At 67.2% G+C, this 22,322-nt stretch carries 17 protein-coding genes; 3 read left to right on the forward strand and 14 right to left on the reverse strand.

The window, feature by feature from the left end:
* The first annotated feature begins 180 nt into the window (after positions 1-180).
* Complete coding sequence (locus KPL78_RS00970; protein WP_219760773.1) at positions 181-1,893, forward strand: peptidoglycan-binding protein; 1,713 nt, start codon at positions 181-183, stop codon at positions 1,891-1,893.
* A gap of 150 nt (positions 1,894-2,043) precedes the next feature.
* Here the strand turns inward: KPL78_RS00970 and KPL78_RS00975 are convergent, their stop codons facing one another.
* Both KPL78_RS00975 and KPL78_RS00980 read right to left on the reverse strand, forming a co-directional pair.
* Complete coding sequence (locus tag KPL78_RS00975; RefSeq protein ID WP_219760774.1) at positions 2,044-2,982, reverse strand: hypothetical protein; 939 nt, start codon at positions 2,980-2,982, stop codon at positions 2,044-2,046.
* Positions 2,982-4,358 carry a tyrosine-type recombinase/integrase gene (locus KPL78_RS00980; protein ID WP_219760775.1) on the reverse strand — a complete coding sequence of 459 codons (1,377 nt, stop codon included), beginning with the start codon at positions 4,356-4,358 and terminating at the stop codon, positions 2,982-2,984. Before KPL78_RS00980 ends, KPL78_RS00975 begins: the two co-directional genes overlap by 1 nt.
* Positions 4,359-4,671: 313 nt before the next feature.
* On the opposite strand from KPL78_RS00980, the gene KPL78_RS00985 reads away from it, so the two are divergent.
* Positions 4,672-5,001, forward strand: a complete 330-nt coding sequence (locus KPL78_RS00985) for a hypothetical protein (RefSeq protein WP_219760776.1) — start codon at positions 4,672-4,674, stop codon at positions 4,999-5,001.
* A gap of 165 nt (positions 5,002-5,166) precedes the next feature.
* Here the strand turns inward: KPL78_RS00985 and KPL78_RS00990 are convergent, their stop codons facing one another.
* From KPL78_RS00990 to KPL78_RS01015, 6 genes are all read right to left on the reverse strand, one after another.
* A complete protein-coding gene (locus KPL78_RS00990) occupies positions 5,167-5,427 on the reverse strand; it encodes a hypothetical protein (protein ID WP_219760777.1) in 261 nt (86 codons plus the stop codon).
* A 195-nt stretch (positions 5,428-5,622) separates the two neighbouring features.
* On the reverse strand, positions 5,623-6,555 hold the full coding sequence (locus KPL78_RS00995; RefSeq protein WP_219760778.1) for a dihydrodipicolinate synthase family protein: 933 nt from the start codon (positions 6,553-6,555) through the stop codon (positions 5,623-5,625).
* On the reverse strand, positions 6,555-8,102 hold the full coding sequence (locus KPL78_RS01000) for an ABC transporter substrate-binding protein (RefSeq protein WP_219760779.1): 1,548 nt from the start codon (positions 8,100-8,102) through the stop codon (positions 6,555-6,557). The genes KPL78_RS00995 and KPL78_RS01000 overlap by 1 nt, the downstream gene beginning before the upstream one ends.
* 289 nt (positions 8,103-8,391) lie before the next feature.
* Positions 8,392-9,186, reverse strand: a complete 795-nt coding sequence (locus KPL78_RS01005; RefSeq protein ID WP_219760780.1) for a ferredoxin--NADP reductase — start codon at positions 9,184-9,186, stop codon at positions 8,392-8,394.
* Between the two features lie 235 nt (positions 9,187-9,421).
* Positions 9,422-11,443 (reverse strand): molybdopterin-containing oxidoreductase family protein, encoded by a 2,022-nt coding sequence (locus KPL78_RS01010; protein WP_219760781.1) that lies wholly within the window; start codon positions 11,441-11,443, stop codon positions 9,422-9,424.
* Positions 11,444-11,510: 67 nt separating this feature from the next.
* Positions 11,511-13,103: an ABC transporter substrate-binding protein gene (locus tag KPL78_RS01015; RefSeq protein ID WP_219760782.1), complete on the reverse strand. Its 1,593-nt coding sequence runs from the start codon at positions 13,101-13,103 to the stop codon at positions 11,511-11,513.
* A gap of 163 nt (positions 13,104-13,266) precedes the next feature.
* Between KPL78_RS01015 and KPL78_RS01020 the strand changes: the two genes are divergently transcribed.
* The gene (locus KPL78_RS01020) at positions 13,267-13,638 is read left to right on the forward strand and encodes a cupin domain-containing protein (protein ID WP_219760783.1); all 372 of its coding nucleotides are present in this window, start codon (positions 13,267-13,269) and stop codon (positions 13,636-13,638) included.
* Here KPL78_RS01020 and pdxR read toward each other — a convergent pair.
* The 6 genes from pdxR to KPL78_RS01050 all read right to left on the reverse strand — a co-directional run bounded on the left by pdxR (position 13,623) and on the right by KPL78_RS01050 (position 22,319).
* On the reverse strand, positions 13,623-15,176 hold the full coding sequence (gene pdxR / locus KPL78_RS01025) for a MocR-like pyridoxine biosynthesis transcription factor PdxR (RefSeq protein ID WP_255568495.1): 1,554 nt from the start codon (positions 15,174-15,176) through the stop codon (positions 13,623-13,625). The two genes, KPL78_RS01020 and pdxR, sit on opposite strands and share 16 nt — an antisense overlap.
* Positions 15,177-15,345: 169 nt before the next feature.
* The gene (locus tag KPL78_RS01030) at positions 15,346-16,203 is read right to left on the reverse strand and encodes a hypothetical protein (RefSeq protein ID WP_219760785.1); all 858 of its coding nucleotides are present in this window, start codon (positions 16,201-16,203) and stop codon (positions 15,346-15,348) included.
* 25 nt (positions 16,204-16,228) lie between these two features.
* Positions 16,229-17,344 (reverse strand): linear amide C-N hydrolase, encoded by a 1,116-nt coding sequence (locus KPL78_RS01035; protein ID WP_219760786.1) that lies wholly within the window; start codon positions 17,342-17,344, stop codon positions 16,229-16,231.
* A gap of 43 nt (positions 17,345-17,387) precedes the next feature.
* Complete coding sequence (gene gad, locus KPL78_RS01040; RefSeq protein ID WP_219760787.1) at positions 17,388-18,794, reverse strand: glutamate decarboxylase; 1,407 nt, start codon at positions 18,792-18,794, stop codon at positions 17,388-17,390.
* 154 nt (positions 18,795-18,948) lie between these two features.
* The gene (locus KPL78_RS01045) at positions 18,949-20,463 is read right to left on the reverse strand and encodes a TolC family protein (protein ID WP_219760788.1); all 1,515 of its coding nucleotides are present in this window, start codon (positions 20,461-20,463) and stop codon (positions 18,949-18,951) included.
* Positions 20,463-22,319 carry an FUSC family protein gene (locus KPL78_RS01050; protein ID WP_219760789.1) on the reverse strand — a complete coding sequence of 619 codons (1,857 nt, stop codon included), beginning with the start codon at positions 22,317-22,319 and terminating at the stop codon, positions 20,463-20,465. Before KPL78_RS01050 ends, KPL78_RS01045 begins: the two co-directional genes overlap by 1 nt.
* Between the last annotated feature and the right edge of the window lie 3 nt (positions 22,320-22,322).

Below are 22,322 nucleotides of genomic sequence, written 5' to 3' on the forward strand. Positions count from 1 at the left end.
CAATTCGGTGCTCGCAACATCGCGAGCATCCAGATATTCTTCATGACCGATGTCGATCTGTGAAGCTGGAACCGAATACGTTGTATCCACTGACGTTGTCGGTTTAACCGTCGGGCCAATTGATTGATCAAATTCATTGGCGCCACTAGTGTCGGTTGACCGTGAAACGGAGGAGTTGGCATGCGGGGCGTCATTGCGGTTGGTTGCGCTTTGGCGTCTGGATTCGTGGCGTTCCACGCCGTAGCGCAACAGCCAATTGCCCTGACAAGAGATCAAACCCCAGCTTTGATCCTGCCATTAAGCCCCGAAGAGGCGGGGGCGATTGTCGCTCATGTCGGGCGCTGCTGGTCGACATTGGTCGCTGACGGCTCGCCCGATGACACGGCTGTGCAAGTGCGCATCGATGTCAACGAGCGTGGCGTTGTAACCTCCGTGCGGCCCGCCGAGAGATCAGGCGGCGTTCCAACGGATCCGAGAGGGCGAGCCGTTTTCGAGAGCGGGCGGCGCGCTTTCCTCGACCCCCGATGCAATCCATTGCCGCTGCCCGCCGACAGACTTGCTGCTGTTCGACAGGCGACGTTCCGCCTGTCGCCGACAAGATCGGCCGTGCCGCCCGCTCCCCCTCCTTCGGGGCCAGCTGTCTTGGGGATTTCAGGGCGACAGGAGGTGGGGCCAAGTTTTGACTGTGCTCGGGCAACCGAACCGCTCGCGCAGATCATTTGTGGTGACCTTGAGCTGCGCCGTCTTGATCTGGAAATGGTGCAGCCGTTGTACGTCTTGCGGCACCTGCAAGTGGAGCGCGCTTCGGAGTTTAGACAACAAGCGGTACAACTGCATCGGACCGTCATCACAGCCTGCGGTATTCCTTTACAGGGAGCAGTGGATGCTGCCGACCTCCCACGCCTTAGATCGTGCATCACCGTAAACTACCGCAACCAACGTGCATCCTGGTTGCGGCAGCTTAGGCAGGCCGATAATTCATCTGCGACCGAGGAAGCCGAGCGCGATATTAGTGGCCATATCGCGTTGCAGAGGTTGCTCAAGGACAGAGGCTTCCTGCCGCAAGACGCTGTCGTTGATGGCGTTTACGGCCCGGCCACTCGCAGTGCCATATCTCGTTTCCAGGCCGCGCATAATTTGAGAGCCGATGGCCTCATGTCACAGGCATCGGCTCTCGCTCTCAACCCGCCACCCGCTCATGTTGCCGGAGGACAAGGCGCTCAGTCGCGTGGATCTGCCCCCCATGCTACGGCAGATGACTACCAGAATGCACAGAATTCACTGAACAGGCGCATTAATGAAATCGAAAGGAATATATCTTCGCAATTTTCTAGAAACAATCAAGATCAAAGAATGAGAAATCTACAGGCCTTTGCTGGGTTATTTATAGCCGGTCGGCAAGATGTATTTCGAAGGGATGTCCCTAATCAAACGATATTATTCTTTGATGTAGGACTCATTTTGCCGCAAGGAAAATTTATGTGGACAATAAATCCCTCCCAGCCGTGTATAGTAAGATTCTATATGTATAGAAATACCGAAAATCCGGGATTCCAAGAACTTCAGAGAGAAATGGGGATTGTCATGGGTTCTAGTTATTATTTAGAGGGCGCTCTCGATTTCAGGGATTTTGATATAAATAATCTTGATTCAGAACCTATTTCTGATGTTCGCGTTCGCGTTTCCTTTGGGAATGATCAGGCATTTCGGTACAATAATATAGTCTTCGTCGATAGATCGGGTCGAGTTCAAAGTCGTATCATAGATCGATATATGAGACAGATAGAAATTGTCTCCGAGCGACTTCTGCTGGAGCGGTTGGAGGCCGGATTCGAATGGTATAAGGCGCAGGCTGGTGGTGGATGCCCGCTGCGTCATGTGACCCCATTCTAAGAGCGCGATCAAATACGGGGGCAGCCTCAATGTACAGGCGGGTCGTGTGGTGCTGTGATCGCGCCTCTGCCGCTACTATCACGTTCCGCGGAAATCTCGGGCAAGTAGGATCGCGCAGCGCGGCGGGGATACTACGCTTCCCGCTGCGCCTCACCCCGCAGGAACGCCACCTCCCACTCGCCAACCGCGCACCGGATGCGGCGCCACGCCTTCACGCATGGCTTTCATGTGGCGCCGCAGCGCATCGCGCAGCTGCCCGCCGGGCTGGTCCTTCCCGCGCTTCACGCGCTTCGCGGTGAACAGTAGCCTGTACAGCGCCTTGAACGCGGCGTCTTCTTCATCGTCTTCGGTCAGCGCCACGGGCGCGGCAAGCATCTCGTGCGTCAGGCCATCTTCCGCCAAAGCTGCGCGGACGTTCGAGCGCGCGTCACGGGCTTCCTCGTTCCATCGCGCCACATCGACCGCGAGCGCACGCTCGGCAGCGAGGTCGCGCGCCGCAGCGAACATCCCGTCAATATCGCTCCCGGCCACCTGCGGTTGAGGCTCGGCGAAGGCCTCCTCGGCGGCACGCAGACGTCGATGCTCGTGGCCGTCCCGATATTCCGTCAGTGCCGCATGGGTGCTTGCTTCGCCTTTCATTCTGTCGAGAGCGCGGGCCAACGCCTCGCAGTCCGCGGGCACCGGGGGCGGGAGATCGTGCATCAAGCAGGCACCGCACGCCGCGAGGATGAGTATCTGGTGCGACCAAGCCAAGCCGACCGTGACGGCACCATCGGTGCGCCCCCGCCCGAGTGGCTCGAAGGTCACGCTGGCTTCTTGGGCTCGTTTGATCTTGAGGTTGTGCGGAATGGGCACGGTGCCGCCTGTCTCGAGGATCTGCTCGGTCGTCATGTGCGGATCGTCGTCGGCGGGCGGTGCGCCGTGCGGATACGCCTTTGGCGCCCACCGACCCCCACCCAGCTCAATGAAGCGATGCAGCGCCATGATGCGGATGGCGGAACCGTCCACGTCCGGCAGATCGCCGTTGAGTGCAGCTGAGAGTGTGCGCTGCACTGGCTTCTGCTCGGATTTCTTCTTCTTCCGCCCCATCACGCCACCACCTTCAACTGCGCCCGGCCGGCGCAGTGCCGGGACCAAGCCTCCATCAGCCCTTGCCGCTGATCGAACAGGTCGCTCCGATGATAGGCGCGCGTGACGGCTGTGCCGACTTCATGCGCGAGGGCTTTCTCCGCCGCTTCACCGTCCGCGGGGCGGGTGTCGGCGACCCAGGTCCTGAAGCTGGCACGGAAGCCGTGCGGCACCACGGCCCGACCCATCGCGTCGACCCAGGTCGGCAGGGTGTCGGGGGCATCGGCCGGCGCGGCGTTCATGCGACGGATCACGGCCGACAGCGCCATGTCAGACAGTGCGGTGTCCTCCTTCGCCGAGGGGAAGATCAGCGTCCGGCCAAGGCTGGCCGCGACCTCGGCCAAGTCGTCGCGCGTCACGTCGTCATGAAGTGCAGCCTGCGCCGCGAGTCGCAGCACCTCGATGGCGCCGGAAGGCAAAGGCACCCGGTGCGGCGACCGCTGGACCGACTTCTTCCCCTTCATGCGTTCGGGCGGCACGGTCCATGTCGGCACGTCGCCATGGAAGGCGATCTCCGACCAGCGCGCGCCGCGGGCCTCGCCCGACCGGACGGCCGTCAGAATGGTGAAGCGGAGCGCCAGCGGCGCAATGCCCTCGGCCGCGGCCAGGGCCTTCATGAAGTCGGCCATGCGCGCGTGGGGCAGGGCAGGGAAGGACGTGCCGGCCGGCAGCGCCGGCAGCCCGAGCATGCGCAGCATCTTTGCGTCGGCCGGGTTGTCATTGAGCCGCCAGCCCTGCGCGGCGGCATAGCGCAGCACCGAGCCAATGCGCCGCAGCACCTTCCGCGCTGTCGCCGGGCGGGAAGTCCAAACGGGTTGGATCGCCTCCAGCACGGCCTTTCGATCGATCTGCGCGACCTGCATCTTGCCCAGGACGGGGTAGGCGTAGTTCTTCAGTGAGGTGCGCCAGAGCGCGGCGGTGCGAGCGTGCTTGAAGCCGGGGGCGGTCGTGGTGACGTATTCCTCGGCGACCGCGGAGAAGGTCCTGACTGCCTCTTCGGACTGGGTCGCTCGTGCGGCCCTGGCCGCCTTCCGCTCGTTCTTTCGCTGATCAATCGGGTTGATGCCGCTGCGCGCGGTTGCCGCCGCAGTGCGGGCCTTCTCACGGGCTTCGGCAAGCCCGATCTCGGGGAAGGTGCCCAGGCCCATGTCCTTCGTCTTGCCGTCCAGGCGGACGCGGACGAACCAGACCTTTGTGTATTGGTCCTTGGGAAGCTCGGGGAGGTGCTGAGCGCCGCTCCGGGGCCTGACCTCAATGAACAGCCCCTCGCCGTCGAATTTTCGCACCTTCTCCTGCGTCTGTTTCTCAACCGACCACTTGGGCTTCAGCAGTTCCAAGCGGCGATGGGTCAGCGGCTGGGCGGCACGACGCGGCATTTCCGGCTTCCTCTGGCGCGAGCAGGTGAGGGGGCGTAGAGGGGTCAGGCTCTCGAAAACCCCCTCAACATTTAACGCCAGCCGGGAACGACTGGAAACGGCGGCGAACTACAAATCCAGCAATTTCCGTGTGTTATAATTCTTCAGGGTACGGCGGCGAACCGCGGCGAACGTCTTAGGGGCGTCCCTAGGGGACGCCAACCTTTTTAAAGGGTTGGCAGCATTGGGTTGGAACCTCTCCAACTATCTCTCCAACTTCCAATCGTGATCGGTCGTGCGCGCGAGCGAGCGGTTTGTGATCCGCCTCGATCATATTCCGACGTGCCTCGATCGTGTTCTTGATTCGTTCCCATTCATCCCGCATTGTCCACCCATGTCAGATCATGGCGGGGAGAGCATCCCGGCTCCGGCGGTGCCGTGGCTGGATGAGCTGACGGTGCTCGCCCTGCGGGGTGAGTTCCAACGGCAGGTTGCCGCAGGCAGGGACGCGCACACCACTCGCCGGGCTGTGCGTGATCTGGCGATAGGCCTGCATCCCAGCCTGCCATTTCCGATGCTGGAAGATTTCGCGGCGGCGACACTGCTTTGCACTGAGGGAGGGTGATGATGGCTGTACGGATTCCACCTGGCTCTGCGGTCTCCATGGACACACCGGCACCGCAGGCGGCCGAGGCCGGGCAGTGGCTATCGGTTGCCTGCCGCTGCGGGCACAAGACCGCCATCGGTCCCCACACCTACGGCGATGCTCACGGCAGGCTGCGTGATCTCGTCAGGCTCCTGCGGTGCCAGCAATGCGGAAGCCGTGGGAGTGCGAGGATATGGTTGGCAGAACGGTAGGAATACCGGTCATCCCTAGGTGAGCCGGCCCGAACGGCAGCTTGCCCCATGTCGGCGCTTCCTCGGCTTCCGCCGTAGCAGCCTCCTTCATGATCACGCTCTGCCCTGCCTCGTCGTAGATCCCGCCCCAATTCACCCACGGACGCCAGTCCGCCAGCTCCGGCTTCGCCGGAATCGGCTCGTCGTCCTGCATTGCGGGAAGGCCTGGCGTCGTTGCGCTCTCATTTGCTCGCCGGTGCAGCAGCACCAGAAGGAGATCCGCAAGCCTTTCCGCCTTATCGCGGGGAACGTCGGCAATGGCTGCCGCAATGCTCGCGGAGATGGGCGCCTCATGCAGCAGACCTAGCGCGGCAATCGCAAAACCCCTATCCGCCGCTGTCCGCTGCGATTACTTTGCCGGTGCGAGAGGCCGCGCCGGCATCGTCGCCTCGAGCCCCGACAGCAACCGCTCCAGCATCGCCCGGTCCGACGCCTCGAGCGGCCGCAGCGGCCGGCGTGGCGGGCCCATGTCATGACCGCGCAGCGCCAGCCCGCTATGCGCGACCCGGATGGTGCCGCAGCGCGATTGCATGTCGAAGATGGGGTATAGCGTCTCGAAATAGGCGAGCACCGCGCCGAAGTCGCGCGGTGCCTCATGGCCTAGCGCAAAGAGCCGGACGCATTCGCGCATCAGCACGTTGCAGCCGCCGGAGAACCACCCGTCGGCGCCGGCGGCGAAGCACTCGGGCGCGATGGAATCCTTGCCGTTGAACACCGAGACGCTGTGCCCCGTCAGGTGGCGCACGGCGCTGATGCGGGCCGGATCGCCGGAACTCTCCTTCACGAATGCGACGCTATCGAGTTCGGCAAGCCGCGCGATCACCTCGGGCTTGATGTCGGTGCCCGTCGTGGTCGGGTTGTTGTAGATGCCCAGGGGCACCGTGCTCGACCGGGCGATCGCTTCATAATGGCCGATGATCTCCGAATCGCGCAGTGGCCAATAGGTGATCGGCACCACCAGCACGGCATCCACGCCCTGGTCGGCGGCGTAGCGGGTCATGCGGATCGTCTCGGCCGTCGTCATGGCGCCGGTCCCGGCGACCAGCGGCACGCGACCGGCCACATGGCGCGCGGCGACCGCGATGACGCGGCGCCGCTCCTCCTCCGAGAAGGAGCCGATGGCGCCGGTGGAACCGAACACCGTCAGCCCATGCATCCCGGCCTCGATATGCAGGTCGATCAGTTCCCGCAGACGGCCTTCGTCGACGACCTCCCCGTCTTCCGCCGTCGGCGTGACGAGAAAGGCGAACAGGCCGCGGAACTTGTTTGAAATGGCTTTCATCAGCGCTTCTCCACATTCCAGAACGCGAGCAGGGGCGATGCGACGAAGCCGGAGACATTGCTGCGATGGGCCACCGGCTTGAGGATCTGGCCCAGGGCGACGAAGGGCACGACCTCGAGGTAGCGCTCCTGGATGGCATCGAGGGCGTGGCGGCGCTCCTCCGGCGTGGCAGCGTCGGCGAAGGCGACGCGGCGGCGCTCAAGCTCCTCATCGCAGGGCCAGCCGAACCAGTTGCGGCCGTCGCAGGCGCTGGCCAGCGCATAGTTGGTGATCGGGTTCGCCATGACGATGGACGGGTTGATGGTGTGGAACACGTTCCAGCCATTCGGCGCCGTCGCCGGGTCGTCGCGCACGGAGCGGCGGCTGACCACGCCCGACCAGTCCATGGTCTGCAGATCCACATTGAAGCCGATGCTGCGCAGCAATTCGGCGCTGACCAGTGTCTCGGCATGGATCACCGGATAATCGGCCGGATCGAGCATCACCACGCGCTCGTTCCGGTAGCCCGCCGCCTGCAACGCCGCGCGGGCGGCGGCGAGGTTGGGGCGGGCAAAGGCCGCGAGCCCGGCCATGCTCTCGGACGGCGTGCCGCAGATGAAGACGGAGGCGCAGTTTCGCTCATAGGTCGCGTTGCCGACCATGGCGGCCAGATGGTCGGTGCGGTCGACCGCCAGCAGCACGGCGCGGCGGATCGCCGGGTTGTTGAAGGGCGGCACCAGCGAGTTGAAGCGCAGCATGCCCTGCTGGCCCAGCGGATCGATCACCGTGAGCCTGACGCCGGCCTCGCGCTGGAGGACCGGCAGCAGGTCATAGGGGGCGTTCTCCAGCACATCGACCTCGCCGCGCGACAGGGCGGCCACGGCCGTGGCCGGGTCGGGCAGCATGGTCCATTCCACGACATCGACCTTGGCCACGCGGCCCCCGGCCATGCCGTCCGCCGCTTCTTCGCGTGGCCGGTAATGCGGGTTGCGCCGGTAGATCACCCGCACGCCGGCAACATGCTCGGACGGGACATAGGCGAAAGGACCGGACCCCACGATCTCAGTGACCGCCTTGAACGGGTCGGTCACCGCCTCCCGCTCGCGCATGATGAAAAGCGGCGTGGTCGGATTGGCCAGCGTCTGCAGGAGCTGGCCGTAAGGCTGGCGGAGCTGGATGCGGAAGGTCCGGTCGTCCACCACTTCGATCGCCGCGACGCGGGAGAGCATCAGCCGGCCATCCGCGGCGCGGGCGCCCCAGCGGCGGATCGAGGGCACCACGTCCCGCGCGGTGACCGGCGCACCATCGCTGAAGGCGAGCCCTTCGCGCAGGGTGAAGGTCCAGCCGAGACGGTCGGGCGTGACGACATGGCGCTCGATCATCTGGGGCTGCGGCGTCAGGCTGGAATCGAGCGCGTAGAGCTGGTCATAGACCATCAGCGCATGCGCCTGGGTGAGCTGCGAGGTCGTCCAGAACGGGTCGAGCGCCCGGAGGTCGGCCTGCGGCACGACCCGCAACACGGTTTCGGCCATCGCGCCCGGCGCGCCGAGCAGTGCCCCGGCAAGCAAGGCGCCGCTGGCTGCTTTCCGAAGATGGGTCCGGAGGTGGCGAAGTGACATTGTTGAGCCCCTGCTGACTGGTGCCGGCATCTTCTCCCCCGACACAGTCCGTCACGGTGCCGGTCCGATGGAAGAACCACTCGGGCGGGGCGGAGGGGACCAGTTGGCCTCGGAGACCGCTTGAAGCGTCCGGCACCGGCCCGCACCCCCACGCGGCCACCCGACGACAGGATGCTGAAAGGGGCCGGCCGGTGCCGGAGACGGGGATGCGCCGAACGGCGCATTGGCACACCGTCTCTCAGCGCTCGGCGAAGGCCTTCTCGACCACATAGTGTCCGGGGACGGCGTTGCTGCCCTCGGTGAAGCCGCGCATCTCCAGCATGGCCTTGAGGTCGGCGAGCATCGCCTCGCTGCCGCAGATCATGACGCGGTCTTCGGCCGGCGAGAGGTCCGGCAGGCCGAGATGCGCGGCCAGGCCGCCATCGCGGATCAGGTCGGTGATGCGGCCGCGGACGCGCGTGTCGTCGCGGGTGGCGTGCGGCAGGTAGCGCAGCCGGCCCTGAGTGAACTCACCCAGGAACTCGTCCTCCAGGATCCCGCGCGACAGCCAGTCCCGATAGGCGAAGTCGCCTTCATGGCGGCAGCCATGGGTGACCACCACGGTCTCGAAGCGTTCCAGCACCGCCGGGTCCTTCACCAGGCTGAGGAAGGGCGCGAGGCCCGTGCCGGTGGACAGCAGGTAGAGCCGTCGTCCCGGCAGCAGGTTGCCCGCCAGCAGCGTCCCCGTCGGCTTGCGCCCGAGGATGATGCGCTCGCCCGGCCGGATGGATTGGAGCCGTGAGGTCAGCGGCCCGTCAGGCATCTTGATGCTGAAGAACTCAAGCTGCTCCTCCCAGGCGGCGCTGGCGATGCTGTAGGCGCGCAGCAGAGGTTTGCCGCCAACCCGCAGGCCGAGCATGAGGAACTGGCCACTGTCGAAGCGCAGCGAAGGCTCGCGCGTGCAGGTGAAGCTGAACAGCCGGTCGGTCCAGTGATGGACGCCAAGGATCTCGGCCTCGGTCAGCGACGGCGGCAGGGGGGACAGGCCGTCCATCACGCGCCCCTGTCGATGCGCGGGCGGTGGAAAGAGCGGTTGGCTGGCATGGCGTCGACCCTGTGTTGGACGGCGCCATGGAGTGATGAAAGTGGTCGCGACGGAACGACCATTCAGGCGGGGCTGACAAGGCCACTTTTGGCGGATCCGCCAGCCCGGCGGTGCCTGGAAGTTCCCTGGAAGCACGCGAGCCGGCGTGTTTCCTGCGCCGGCGCGGTAGTGCCCAGGCCGGCGTTCAGGCGGCCGCTTCGACTTCCAGGAAGGTACTCTGATAGGTCGCCCCGGCCCCGATATCCGAGAGACGGTCAGAGCAGAGCATGTTCACCGTGCCCTCCACGGCCTCCGACGCCGGCCGCTGGCCGGGCACCAGGCAGATTCCGGGCCGGACGTCTTCGCTGACACGCAGATGCAGCCGTATCGCACCATGGTCGTTGAACAGGCGCACCACCTGGCCGTCGGTCAACTGGCGGCGCGCGGCGTCCTGCGGATGCAGCACGCAATGGGGCCGGCCCTCACGTTCGCGCAGGAAGCCGACGCCGGCGAAGGCCGTGTGCGGCTGGAAATAGGAGGGAGCGGTCAGCAGCCGCAGCGGCCAAGTGGCGGCGTCCTTCACCTCGGTCTCATCCGGCATCCAGTCGGGCATGGGCGATACGCCCTCGGCCTCCAGCGTCGCGGAGAAGATCTCAAGCCGCCCGGACGGGGTGCGGAAGGTCTGCCCGGGTGGCGGTGCGGCCTTGACCGGCCGGTGGTCGAGCAGCCGATCCGGATCGACTTCGGCAACCGGGCCGGCGGCGCCGCGGAAGAACTCCTTCATGATGGCCTGCTCCGTCATGGTGAAGACCGGGTGGTCGACGCCCATGCGGCGCGCCAGCTCCTGCGCCAGGCGGACATTGGACCAGGCCTCGCCCTGCGGCGGCACGGCGGCAGAGGCGAATTGCATGTAGTAGCTGCCATAGCCGCGGTAGAAGTCCGCCGTTTCCAGATAGGTCGTCGCCGGCAGCACGATATCGGCATGGAGCGCCGTGTCGGTCATGAAGGGGTCGTGGACGACGGTGAACAGATCCTCCCGCGCCAGGCCCTGCCGCACGCGCGCGGCGTCCGGGCAGGTCACCGCGGGGTTGTTCGCGGCGACGAACAGCGCACGGATCGGCGGGTCGCGCATCTCCAGCAGGGCGCGGCCGAGCAGGCTCTGATTCACTGCCCGCGTGGCTGCAGAGCCCATCGGCTTGCGGACGAAGGAGAAGTCGAAATCCATCGACCCCGCGGTCAGCAGCAGCGCGCCGCCGCCGGGTCGGCCATAGGCGCCGGTCAGCGCCGGCAAGGTCACCACGGCGCGCAGCGCCTGCCCACCGCGCATGATGCGCGTCATTCCCTCGCCGACGCGGATGAAGGACCGCTTCGCGGCGCCGTACAGCGCGGCGAGCTTTTCGATATCCGCGACGGCAAGACCGGTGATCTCGGCCACCCGCTCCGGTGGGAAGCGGGGCAGCACCTCGGTGGCCCAGCGATCGAAGCCGAGCGTGTTGGCGTCGATATAGTCGCGGTCGAGCAGGCCGTCGCGCGCGAGGATATGCGCGATGCCGATGGCCAGCGCGGCATCGGTACCGATGCGGATGGGCAGGTGCCAATCCGCCTGTTGCGCCGTGCGGCTGCGGCGCGGGTCGATGACGATCACCTTCACCCCGCGTTTGCGCGGCGCATCCAGTTTCGCCAAGAAATGGACGTTCACCGCCATCAGGTCGCAGCCCCAGGCGATGATCAGGTCGGAATCGATCACCGATTCCGGATCAGCCCCGCCCACCGGGCCCAGCGTCATGTCCCAGGCCGTCTCGCAGCAGCTGTCGCATACCGTGCCGGCCTGCAGGCGGCTGCTGCCGAGCGCATGGAACAATCCGTTCGGCAGGTGCCGGTTGATCTGCCCCTGATGCGCCGAATAGGCATAGCCGAGCAGCGCGAGCGGTCCGGATTCGGCGATGATGGCCTTCCAGCGCGTCTCGATCTCATCCAGCGCCGCATCCCAGCCGATGGGTGCGAACTGGCCGCTGCCCTTGGGGCCAGTGCGGCGCAACGGGGTGGCGAGCCGGCCGGGCGCATGCACCAGCTCGGCATCGCGGTTGACCTTCGCGCAGGCGAAACCGGCCGTGTAGGGGTGTTCCGGATCGCCGGCGACGCGGCGCACGCGCCCTTCTTCCACCTGCACCAGCAGGGAACACATGTCGGGGCAATCATGCGCGCAGACGACGCGGACGGTTTCCATCGGTCGATTCCAGAGAGGTCATGTCGGAAGAGGAGAGGGTGGCGCGTACCGCGCCACCCCCGGCAGATCAGCCGCGCCGGATGTTCCAGCCGAAGGGCGCGCAGCCTTCGACCAGCCCGGTCAGGTTGCTGCGATAGGCGGTCGGGATGCGGAAGACGCCGAGCGGCACGGCCGGCGCGTCAATGGCCACCACCTGCTGGATCTGGTCGGCCAGTTGCACGCGCTGGGCCTCCGTCTCGGCGGACAGCCATTGCGCTGTCAGGCGCTCGACCGGTTCGCTGGCATACCAGCCGAACCAGCCGCCGGCGCCCTGGCCACGGACATAGCCGCTGGTCGCCGGCGTGGTGATGCCGATCGCCTGCCACCAGGTGTGGAAGATGCTCCACCCGCCACGATCGACCGGTTCGCGGCTGGCGCGGCGCTGCAGCACCGTGCCCCAGTCGGTCTCCGCCAACTCCACATTCATGCCGAGTTGCTGGAGCAGGTTCGCGGTGATCTGGCCCATCGGCCGGATCGTCGGGAAGTCGGCCGGGTTGATGATGACGACCTTCTCGCCGTTGTAGCCGCTCTCCTGCACCAGTTTCCGCGCCGCCTCGATCGAGGGGCTGTCGGAGAAGCGGTTGTTCGCCGGTGGCGTGCCATAGGGCGTGCCGCAAGGCAGGAAGGAATGGCAGAGCGTGTAGGAGGACGGATCATCGTTGGTGATCGCCGTCATGTAGTCCTGCTGCCGCACCGCGGTCAGCACGGCGAGGCGCAGCTTGGCGTTATTGAACGGCGGCTGCAGGCTGTTGAAGCGGATCAACCCGACATAGCCATTCGGGTCGCCACCGCCGATGGTGATGCCGCTGGCCCGGCGCAGCAGCGGCACGGTGTCGGCCAGCGCTTGCTCCCACCAATCCACCTCGCCCTGGCGCAACGCAGCCAGGGCCGTGGCGCTGTCGGGGATCGCCTGCCATTCGAAGCGGTCGAAATGCACGACCTTGCCGCCCGAGGTGCGTTCCGGCGCCTCCTGCCGCGGCACGTAATCGGTGAAGCGCGCATAGACGGCGCGCTGCCCGGCAATGAACTCATCGGCGACGAAGCGATAGGGGCCGGAACCGACCATCTCGGTGATCTGCGTGGTCGGGCTGATGGTCGCCAGCCGCTCCGGCATGATGAAGGGCACGTTGGTCGCCGGCTTGGCCAGCGCGTAGAGCATCAGCGGAAAGCGTTGCTTCAGGCGGATGGCGAAGGTCTTGTCGTCCTTCGCCTGCCATTCGTTGACCGCGGCCATCAGCAACTGGCCCAACGCATCCCGCGCGCCCCAGCGCTTGAGGCTGGCGACGCAGTCCACCGCGCGCACCGGGGTTCCATCGTGGAACTTCAGCCCGTCGCGCAGCGTGACCTCCCAGGTCAGGCCATCCTGCGACACGGTGTGGCCGGCCGCCATCTGGGGCAGCGGTTCGAATTTCGCATTCAGGCCGTAGAGCGTGTCGAACACGGCATAGCCGTGATTCTGCGTGCCGGCGGCGGTGGTGAAGATGGGATCAAGGATCGTCAGCCCCGCCTGCGGCACCAGGCGCAGGGTCCGGGCGGCCGCAGGCTGCGCCAGGCCCGGCCGGGCGAAGCCGGCGGCCGGCAACGCGGCGACGGCGGACAGGAAGGGGCGGCGTCGGATCATGCTACGAGGCTCCAGGGCGGGACAGCCCCGGATGCTCTCAGCCGCTGCCCCCAGGCCGGAAGGACCACTTGCCCGTCCGCGACAAGACCAGTTGCGTTCGCGGTTGCCGGCGCCCGGGGCGGCGCCGCTAAGCTCCCGCCACCAGCCGGGAGTTCCGCACCGCATGCAGATGCCCTTCTTCACCCGATTTCCGGCCGAGCCCACGGGCGCGTTCCTGACGGCTCATCCGCGCGGCTTCACCGTGCTGGACGGGCCGCCCGAGGTGCGCAACTTCCGCTACCACTATCGGGAGGAAGGCGGCGTGCAGCTCGCCTCCGGCTTATGGGAGGCGACGCCGGGCGCCTGGCGCTTCCGCTTCGTCCATCAGGAGTTCTTCCACATGCTGTCCGGCCGGCTGGAACTCACCCCGGCGGATGGCGAGACGATGCTGCTGGGCCCGGGTACCGCCTTCGCGATCGAACCCGGCTTCGCCGGCACCTGGAGGGTGTTGGAGACGATGCGGAAGCTCTATGTCACGCGCTACGCCGAGAGTTGAGGCGGCGCCGCGCGGGCGATGACCGCCCGCGTCGCGCGGGCGAGTTCCGCCACTGCGGTACGCAGCCGATGTTCATCGAAGCCGGAGAAGCCGAGCACCAACCCGCTGCGCGGCGGCGCAGCGATGTAGTGCGGGCTGACCGCCTTCACCACCAGGCCGCGGCGCGCCGCTTCCGCCGCCACCGCGACATCGTCAACCGCGCCACGGAAATGCATGGTGAGCTGGATGCCGACCTCGGGAACCTCCACCTCCACCAGGTCGCCCATCTGGCGCTCGATCGCTTCGACCACCGCGTTCCGGGCCAGGCGGTAGCGTTGACGCATGCGCTGGACATGACTGGTCAGGAAGCCGCGGCGCATGAAGCCGCTGACCACCGCCTGCTGCAAGGTCGAGGGGTGGCGGTCGGTGAGGAAGCGGGCGCCGCGGAAGACATCGACGAGCGATGGCGGCACCACGGCGAAGCCCAGCCGGGCGCCGGGGAACAGCATCTTGCTGAGGGTGCCGACATAGATGACCGTCTCGCCGCGATCGAGGCCCTGCAGAGACGCCAGGGGGCGGCCGACGTAGCGGAACTCGCTGTCGTAATCGTCCTCCACGATCCAGGCGCCGGCGGCATTGGCCCAGTCCAGCAATTCGAGCCGCCGCTGAATGCTCATCACCGCGCCGGTGGGATATTGGTGGGATGGCGTGATGTAGACCGCCCGGGCCCCCGGCGCGGCGCGGCGGCCGGCCTCCACATCGAGCCCGTCGCGGTCGACCGGCACCGGCACCAGCCGCGCGCCGAGTGTAGAGAGCGCCTCCCGCGTCGGCAGGTATCCCGGATCCTCGATCCAGACGGCATCGCCGGGGTCGAGCAGAACGCGGATGGTCAGGTCGATCGCCTGCTGCGCGCCGGAGAGGATCAGCACCTGCTCGGGCTCGCAGCGGACCGCCCGGGCGACGCGAAGATACTTGGCGACCTCATCGCGCAGCGCGCTCTGTCCGCTCGGGTCGCCGTAATGCAGGGCAGCCGGGTCGAAATTCTGCATCACCTCCATGCCGGTCCGGCGCAGCGCCTCGATGGACTGGGCGTCGATCGAGCAGCAACCCGCTGCAAAGGGAAGGTTGGGCGGCAGCTCCAGCCCCGAGGCGAAACGCGCGTAGCGCTGGCCGATGCGGGACAGCGCGGGGTTCGCCCGGGCGGCCGCCTGGGCGGTCGGCGCCAGCTGCATGGAAGGCGCAGCGTCCTCGGCGACGAAGGTGCCCGACCCGGCCTGCCCGGTGACGTAGCCTTCGGCCAGGAGCTGCTCATAGGCGGAGAGCACGGAGGTGCGGGAGACGCCGATCCGCGTTGCGAGCTGGCGGGTCGAGGGCAGGCGGCACCCGGCGGCGAGGCGGCGGGTCACGATCGCTTCCCGAAACGCCAAATAAATCTGCTGAAAGATGGGACGGGCGGAATCCGCGTCGAGCTCGATCTCGAACAGGGATGACCATTGTTCTCCAAGCCGGCGTGGGCGCGACCGGCCAACCGCTGCGCATTCCTCGGGCGCGTCTTGCATGGTAAGTGATCAAGCAAGTGGCGTGCCATCCTGTAAGGCAGTTTCCGGCACTCAACGGCACTTGGCGTTTCGGCGCAGCTCGGGCGCGGCCCATCGAGGTCCGAAAGCCGGATGCGGACCCGCTCGCGGCCGTCACTCAGATCGCGAACCGATGTTCCGCGGACGTGCCTTAGCCACCTTCGCAGGCGCTTTCCTGCATGCTGAGGAGGGCGCCGACGAAGAAACATGCCGCGCCGATCAGCAGGTGAACGATCGAGACCGGCATGACCCACGCCGGCTCCGAACCGTTCGGGTCATAGGCGAGGATCGCGGCGGTCATGAAGGCGATGCAGCCGATGAGGTTCACGAAGACGATCTGCCAGGACAGGTCCCGGGGCCGCCAGCTCCAGTAGCGGTGTCCGGCTTCGAGATAGGCCAGGTAGCCCGACACCAGGAACAGCACTGAGCCGACGACATCGGGTGCCCAGACCGTCACATCCTGGACGTACCAGGTCGGCGGCGCGACGACGGCATTGAAGGTGCTGGCGTTGAAGGCCACCGTTCCGACGAACTGCGTGAAGGTGCTGAGCCAGCCGGCGCTGCGCGGATGCCACCCGATCAGCGACAGGTGCCGCGTATGCGGCGTCACGGGATCGACGGTGAAGGCGCGCGCATTGGCCGCCTGGAAGTGCTGCAGATAGGCCGCGATCGTGAACGGGATCGACCCGAGGAAGAACACGATGTTGGTCCAGAAGGCGGAAGGCTGCGATGGGCCTGCCGGGATCAGGCTCATCACGCTGCCCAGCATGAAGAGGAAGGCGCCGACGGCGAAGATCGCGCCGATGCTCCAATTGTACCGGCTGCCTTGCCAGAAGGGCGGCGTGCCGGCATCGAGGGCCCGCGCCGCGAAGCGCAGCCCCTTGCGATGCTCCCGGGCAAGCCATTCGATGTGCCGGCCTGCCACCACGTAGCTGCGATGCGTGATGAAGGGCCAGGGCCCCTCGATCCGCATATGCATCCCGCCGCCCTGGACGGTGCGATCAGTCATGCGCGACGATGACCTGCGCCGGCGATCACGCGATCGCCTTGCCCTTCAGGGCCTCCGTCGCGTCGGACGGACTGCCGGAGAGTTTCTGCAGCGGTACCGCGCCAGGTAGCTTTGCCCCGGCCAAGGCCGTCAGGTCGATCCGCGTGAAGTTCAGGCTGCGGTAGTCCCGCACGAAGAACAGCTTGCGGTCGAGGTCCGACAGGCTGGTCCAACTGGTGAACTCCGTCGCGTAGGGCGCGGCCCCGCCCTGCGCCAAGCCCTTCACTTCCAGATGCCCGCCGCCTGCCTCCGGGTAGTCGATGGTGATGCCGCGCGGCCGGTCGAAGTTGTTCATGATGTGCGCAAGCGTCAGCACGGCGAGATCCGGCGTCGCCGCCTTTTCCGCGAATTGCGCGTAGTAGGCGGCGCGCACGAAGCGGCCGACCGACGTGTTGGAGGCCGGCAGCCCCGCCGTGGCAATGCCGGAATCCGGCTGGACGGCCTTGTAGCCGCCGAAGCTGGCGCTCGACCGGTCGACATTCGACAGGAACGTGTAGTTATCGAGGTTCGTCAGGTGCCAGTCGAATTTCGGCCCGTTGGTCATGACGCCGACCGGATTGTCGTAGACGGTCATCACGCCATGATCGAACTCGATCACCGCCGATGCGCCGGTGCTGTCATGCACGACGTAGTGAAAGGGCGATTCGACGCCGCCGAGAAGCTGCAAGGGCTGCAGCATCACCGGCTGCGTGCCGAGTGCCGCCTTGACTTCGGCGACGGTGGCGAACTGGCCGAGCGCCCAGGCGCCGAGATCGGAGGCCGAGAGAACCGATCGCGTGGCATCCACCGCCGCCTGCTTGCCGGCCGCACTCGGATAGGAGAGCAGGCTGAAGGTCAGCCCCTGGTCGTTGAGGCCTTCCAGCACCTTGAGATCGCCGATCGACAGCGGCGCCGTCGCCGTCGGCACGCGGGCCGGCATGGCGATGGCGACAAGGCCGTAGCGCGCGGTGAAGGACAGTGCCGGGTGGCCGGGAATGTCGGAACTGGTCTCGAGACCCACCGGCAGATGGAGGAGCTGGTAGGGCAGGTCGACAGTGAGTTCCAGGGTGCGGCCGAAATACGCCTTTCCGGCCGCATCCGAATATCCAAGCGAGGTGCACATCGTTGTCGGTTCCTCGAAGCTGCGGTGCGCGATGCCGGTCGGTTCAGCCGTGGCTGAACCCGCTTCCCTCGGCAGCCGTCAACGGCCGAGAGACCGGGTGCTGCGCGAAGAAGGCGAGGGCCCGCTTCATGTCGTTGATCAGCAGTGTCGCCAGGTCGAAGCTCACGCCATGGCGCACCAGGATGCGCTGGATCACCAGATCCTGCCGGTTGGCGGGCATGGAATAGGCCGGCACCTGCCAGCCGCGGCTGCGCAGGCGGTCGGCGAGGTCATAGAGCGTGTAGCCGCGGGTATCGAAGCCATCCTTCACCTTCCAGCACAGCGCCGGAATGCCGGCCTGGCTGTCGCCGTCGAACAGGATCTCGAAGGGCCCGAGAGCGGCGATCTCGCGCGCCAGGTATTGCGCCGTCGCGTAGCAGGCATTGTGGACCCTGGCGTAGCCCTCCCGCCCGAGGCGCAGGAAATTGTAGTATTGCGCGATGACCTGCCCGCCGGGGCGCGAGAAGTTCAGCGCGAAGGTCGGCATATTGCCGCCGAGGTAGTTGACGTTGAACACCAGCTCCTCCGGCAGGTCCTTCGCCTCCCGCCAGATCACCCAGCCCACGCCGAGGGGTGCCAGGCCGAATTTGTGTCCCGAGGTGTTGATCGATTTCACCCGCGGCAGGCGGAAATCCCAGGGCAGATCCGGCGCGCAGAAGGGGGCGAGGAAGCCGCCGCTCGCCCCATCCACATGGATCGGGATGTCGAGGCCGGTTTCGGCCTGAAGCTTGTCGAGCGCATCGCTCACCGCCTTCACCGGCTCGTACTGGCAGGTGAAGGTCACGCCGAGCGTCGGCACGACGCCGATCGTGTTCTCGTCGACGCGCTTGAGCACCTCCTCCGCCGTCATGATGAGGCGGTCGCCTTCGAGCGGGATTTCGCGCAGCTCGACATCGAAATAGCGGGCGAATTTGTGCCAGCAGATCTGCACCGGGCCGCAGATCATGTTCGGCCTGTCGGTCGGCTTGCCGGCGGCGGCGCGCGCCTTGCGCCAGCGCCACTTCATCGCGAGGCCGCCGAGCATCGCGGCTTCGGAGGAACCCACCGTCGAGCAGCCGAGCGTGGCCGCCGGATCGGGCGCGTTCCACAGATCGGCCAGCATGGCGACGCAGCGCGCCTCGATCTCCGCCGTCTGCGGATACTCGTCCTTGTCGATCATGTTCTTGTCGATCGACAGGTTCATCAGGTCGTGGATCTCGTCGTCGACCCAGGTCTGGCAGAATGTCGCGAGGTTCTGGCGCGAATTGCCGTCGAGCATCAGCTCGTCGCGCACCGCCGCGAAGACGTGGCGCGGATCGCGCTCGGCGTCGGGAAAGCTGGATTTCGGCAGGGCCGACGCCAGATCCGTTGCCGCGTAAACGTCATCGAGTGCGGCACCCCGCGCCGTTGTCGTGGAGCGATCCGATGTCACGTTCTGTCATCTCCCTCTGGCGGCGGAACCGGTTGGCTCCGCCATGTGCTCATCCTGTCCTGCGATAGGCCGCCGGTGCTTCCTCCCACGTGCGTCCGCACGCGTGAAGCCGGGATCATGTCGCGCTGCATGGCGAAATCGCGATCTCCCCGCATCACGGCGCCGCATCGCGCGAGGTCAGGGTCCCGACGACGAAGGCGAGGTTCGCCGCGCCGATCAGGGCGGCGGCGTGCGCCTCGGCCTGGGCTTGGCGCGCATCGAGCAGGCCGCTATCGGCGGCGGTCGCCGCGGTCACCGTGCCCACGCCGTTCCGGTAGGCCGCCAGGGCAGCGTCATAGGTGGTCGAGGCAGCAGAGGCGAGGGCGCTTGCCGCCCTGTGGGATTCAAGCGCGGTCCGCAGTGCATTGCCGGCAGCGACGATCTCGCCCACGGCAACATTCTGCGTGCGCCGGAAGGTGTTCTCGGCTGCGGCCGCCTGCGCTTCGGCCTGCCGCAGCCGCGCTGCCCGCAGGCCGGAATCATAGAGCGGCACCGTCGCGCCGAACAGCACGCCTGACCCGGTCGCCTGCTGACCGATGGTCGGCAGGCCGCTGGCGTTGAAGCTGCCCTGGCCCGAGGCCAGGGCGCCCGCGACGAAGACGCTGGGCAGGAATTCGGCGCGCGCGGCGGCGATGCCGGCATTGCTGGCCCGCAACGCCTGGTAGCTCGCCATCACATCGGGACGTCGGGCCAGGGCGAGCCCGATCATGTCGTCGACTGGCAGGTCAGGCGCATCGGGCAGGGGGCGCTGGCCTGCATCCTCGACCTGCAGGCGCAGCGTGGGATTGACGCCCATGGCGCTGATAAGCGCCTGGTAGGTGTCGCGCTGCTGGCCTTCGGCCTGGACCCGGCGCAGTTCGGCCTGCGCCACCTGCTGGCGCGCCTGGGCGACCTCGACGCTCGTCGCGAGGCCGCGCGCCTGCCTCGCCTCGACGGCGCTGCGGATGGCGGTGCTGTTGCGCAGCGCCTCGCCTGCGATGCGCGCCCGGGCCATGGCGGCCCCATGCACGTAGTAGGCGCGTGTGACGTCGAAGATCAGCTTCTGATGCTCGGCATTGAACAGCACATTGGCGGCGGTGGCGCCGTGCCGTGCCGCTTCCGCAAGCGCCGCGCGGCGGCCGAAGTCGAACAGCAGCCATTGCAGTGCGATCGAGGGCGAGACGCCGTCGGTCGTCGTCTCGAAATAGCGCTGGGACCCGATCGGCACCGGCAGGGGCGTCGAGACGGTCTGGCGGCCGGCGATGACATTGGCGGTGATCACCGGCAGGAAGGTCGCCTCGATCATGCCGACGGCGAGCGCGGCTTCGCGCGCACGCTGCCACGCCGCGCGGGTGGCGGGGTTGTTCCGCTGCGCGACGTCGATCAGTTCCGCCAGCCGATAGTGGCGGCGGGGATCGATGTCGGGTGTCTGCGGCAGGACGGCGAGCGTGGGGTCGGCCGGCACGCCGAAGCTGCGCGGGCTGCCGGGCGGCGGTGGTTCGGAACGGCCCTGAACGCTCCAGATGCGGTCCTCATGCCCGTTCGGGTGCCACGGGGTCTCGGCATTGGGCGAGGTCATGTTCGCCGCGTTCGGTGCGCAGGCGGCGAGGGCCACGGCCATCGCGAACGGGACGATCAGGCGCAGCGCCATCAGCCGGTCACCGCCGCCTGCAGGCGGTCGAGCCGGCGATGCAGCGCGTCCGGCCCGTCGGTGTTCGGGATCTCGCCGCCGCCCGTGCCGGCCACCCGCGCGGCGAGCGCTTCCAGCCGCGCCGCAACCCCCGGCAGCGCCGCCCGGCTGAAGGCGATGTCGCGCACGAGGGCGGCGATCTCGTCATTGGCCGATCGCAGCGCGGCCTCGACGCCTGGTGCCGGGCGGATCGCCGCAGGTTCGAAGCGCATCAGGTCGATCAGTTCCTCCGCGGCGCCGGACTCCTTCATCACCAGCACCGCATGGGGCACCGCCCCGGCGCGGCGTTCCGGGGCGAGCGCGGCAATCCGGCCGAGTCCAGCCAGTGCGCCGCGCAGATGCGCGCGCACCGCCCCTTCCACCGAGACCGGCCAGAGGCGCGTGAAGATGAGATAGACGACGAGGTTGCCGAGCAGGATGCCAACCACGCGATCCCAGCCGGCCGAAAGACTGGTGGTCGGCCCGAAGCCCTGCAGCACGGTCAGCAGGAAGGCGAGGGCGATCTGCACGCCGCCATAGGAAATGCGCTCATTGCCGGTCGAGACCCAGGCGCCGACCAGCACGCCGCAGAAGACCAGCGCCATCAGCCCGCCGATGCTGTCGAGCTGCGGCATGACGAAGAGCACCGCGCCGATGCCCATGGCTGCGCCGATCAGGCAGCCCAGGATGCGCAGGCCGAGCTTGTGGACGGTCTCCCCCGTGGTGCCCAGCGCGGCGACGTAGCAGGTGATCATGGCCGTATGGATGCCCTGCCAGTCGAGGCCGGTGTAGATGACGTAGCAGAGGATCGCCGCCGCCGTGGTCTTGAGCGCGAAGCGCTGATAGTCGGGGTTGGTGAAGGCATCGGGGAAGAGGAAAGGCGGCTTCGGGGCCGTCACGACCTCGGGCTCCGTGGCACCCGCCAGGACATCGAGCGCCGCGATCACGCCGGTTTCGGCCTCGCCCACCGCGTCGTCCGCCGCCGGACGCGGCGGCATCTCCCCGGCCTCGAGCGCGGCCAGCGCCCGGCGGATCGCCGCGACCAGCGCGTCGCGCCGCGGCGCCGGCAGGTCATCGGGCAGGGTCGAGGCAGCGAGCATCAGCCGCCAGCCGGCGCGCACGTCGCGCGCGATCTGGGCGGCAGCCGGCCTGCCGACCAGGGCGAGCACGCGGACGAAGAGAGCCTGTTGTTCAAGAGCTGCATTGTCCGCACGCAGCAGCGCGCCGAGCGCTGCATCCCGCCCCGGTGCGCCGGTGGCGATGGCCGCGGCGGCGGTGGCCAGACGCAGGCGCAGCGTCTCCCGCAGCAGCCGCACCGGCGACAGGCCGAGCACGAGGTTGAACACCGCCATCAGCGCCATCGGCATCGCCGCGAGATACCAGGCGAAGCGCAGTCCGAAGGTCACGGCATCGGCGACCGGGGCCATGCTCACCAGGGTGAGGACGAAGGCGATGACGAGCGCGATGACGCCGCCGATCTCCCCGAGCTGGCTCGCCGCGCCGAGGAAGAGGAAGGCGAAGGAGACCAGGGCAATCGCCAGCATCCGCAGCAGCGGCGAGTCGACGGTTGCATTGATCAGCGGCACCACGCCCATCACGACGATGGTCACCAGCACGATGAGGCCGAGCGCGGTGACGATGTTCTGCACCGCATCGGGCTTCATCAGGAAGATGATGAGGTAGCAGCTGATCCCGGCCTCGGGGATGTCATACATCATCGAGGCGGCGGCGACGATCGCGCAGAGCAGGGCGATGCGCCAGGTCAGCGCCGCGCGACCCGGAAAGGGCGCGAGGTCAGCGGCCGTCTGCGCGATCAGGGAGCGGCCGACATCGGTCATCGG

It is taken from the genome of Roseomonas alba (genome assembly GCF_019430885.1).
Classification (GTDB): Bacteria; Pseudomonadota; Alphaproteobacteria; order Acetobacterales; family Acetobacteraceae; genus Neoroseomonas; species Neoroseomonas alba.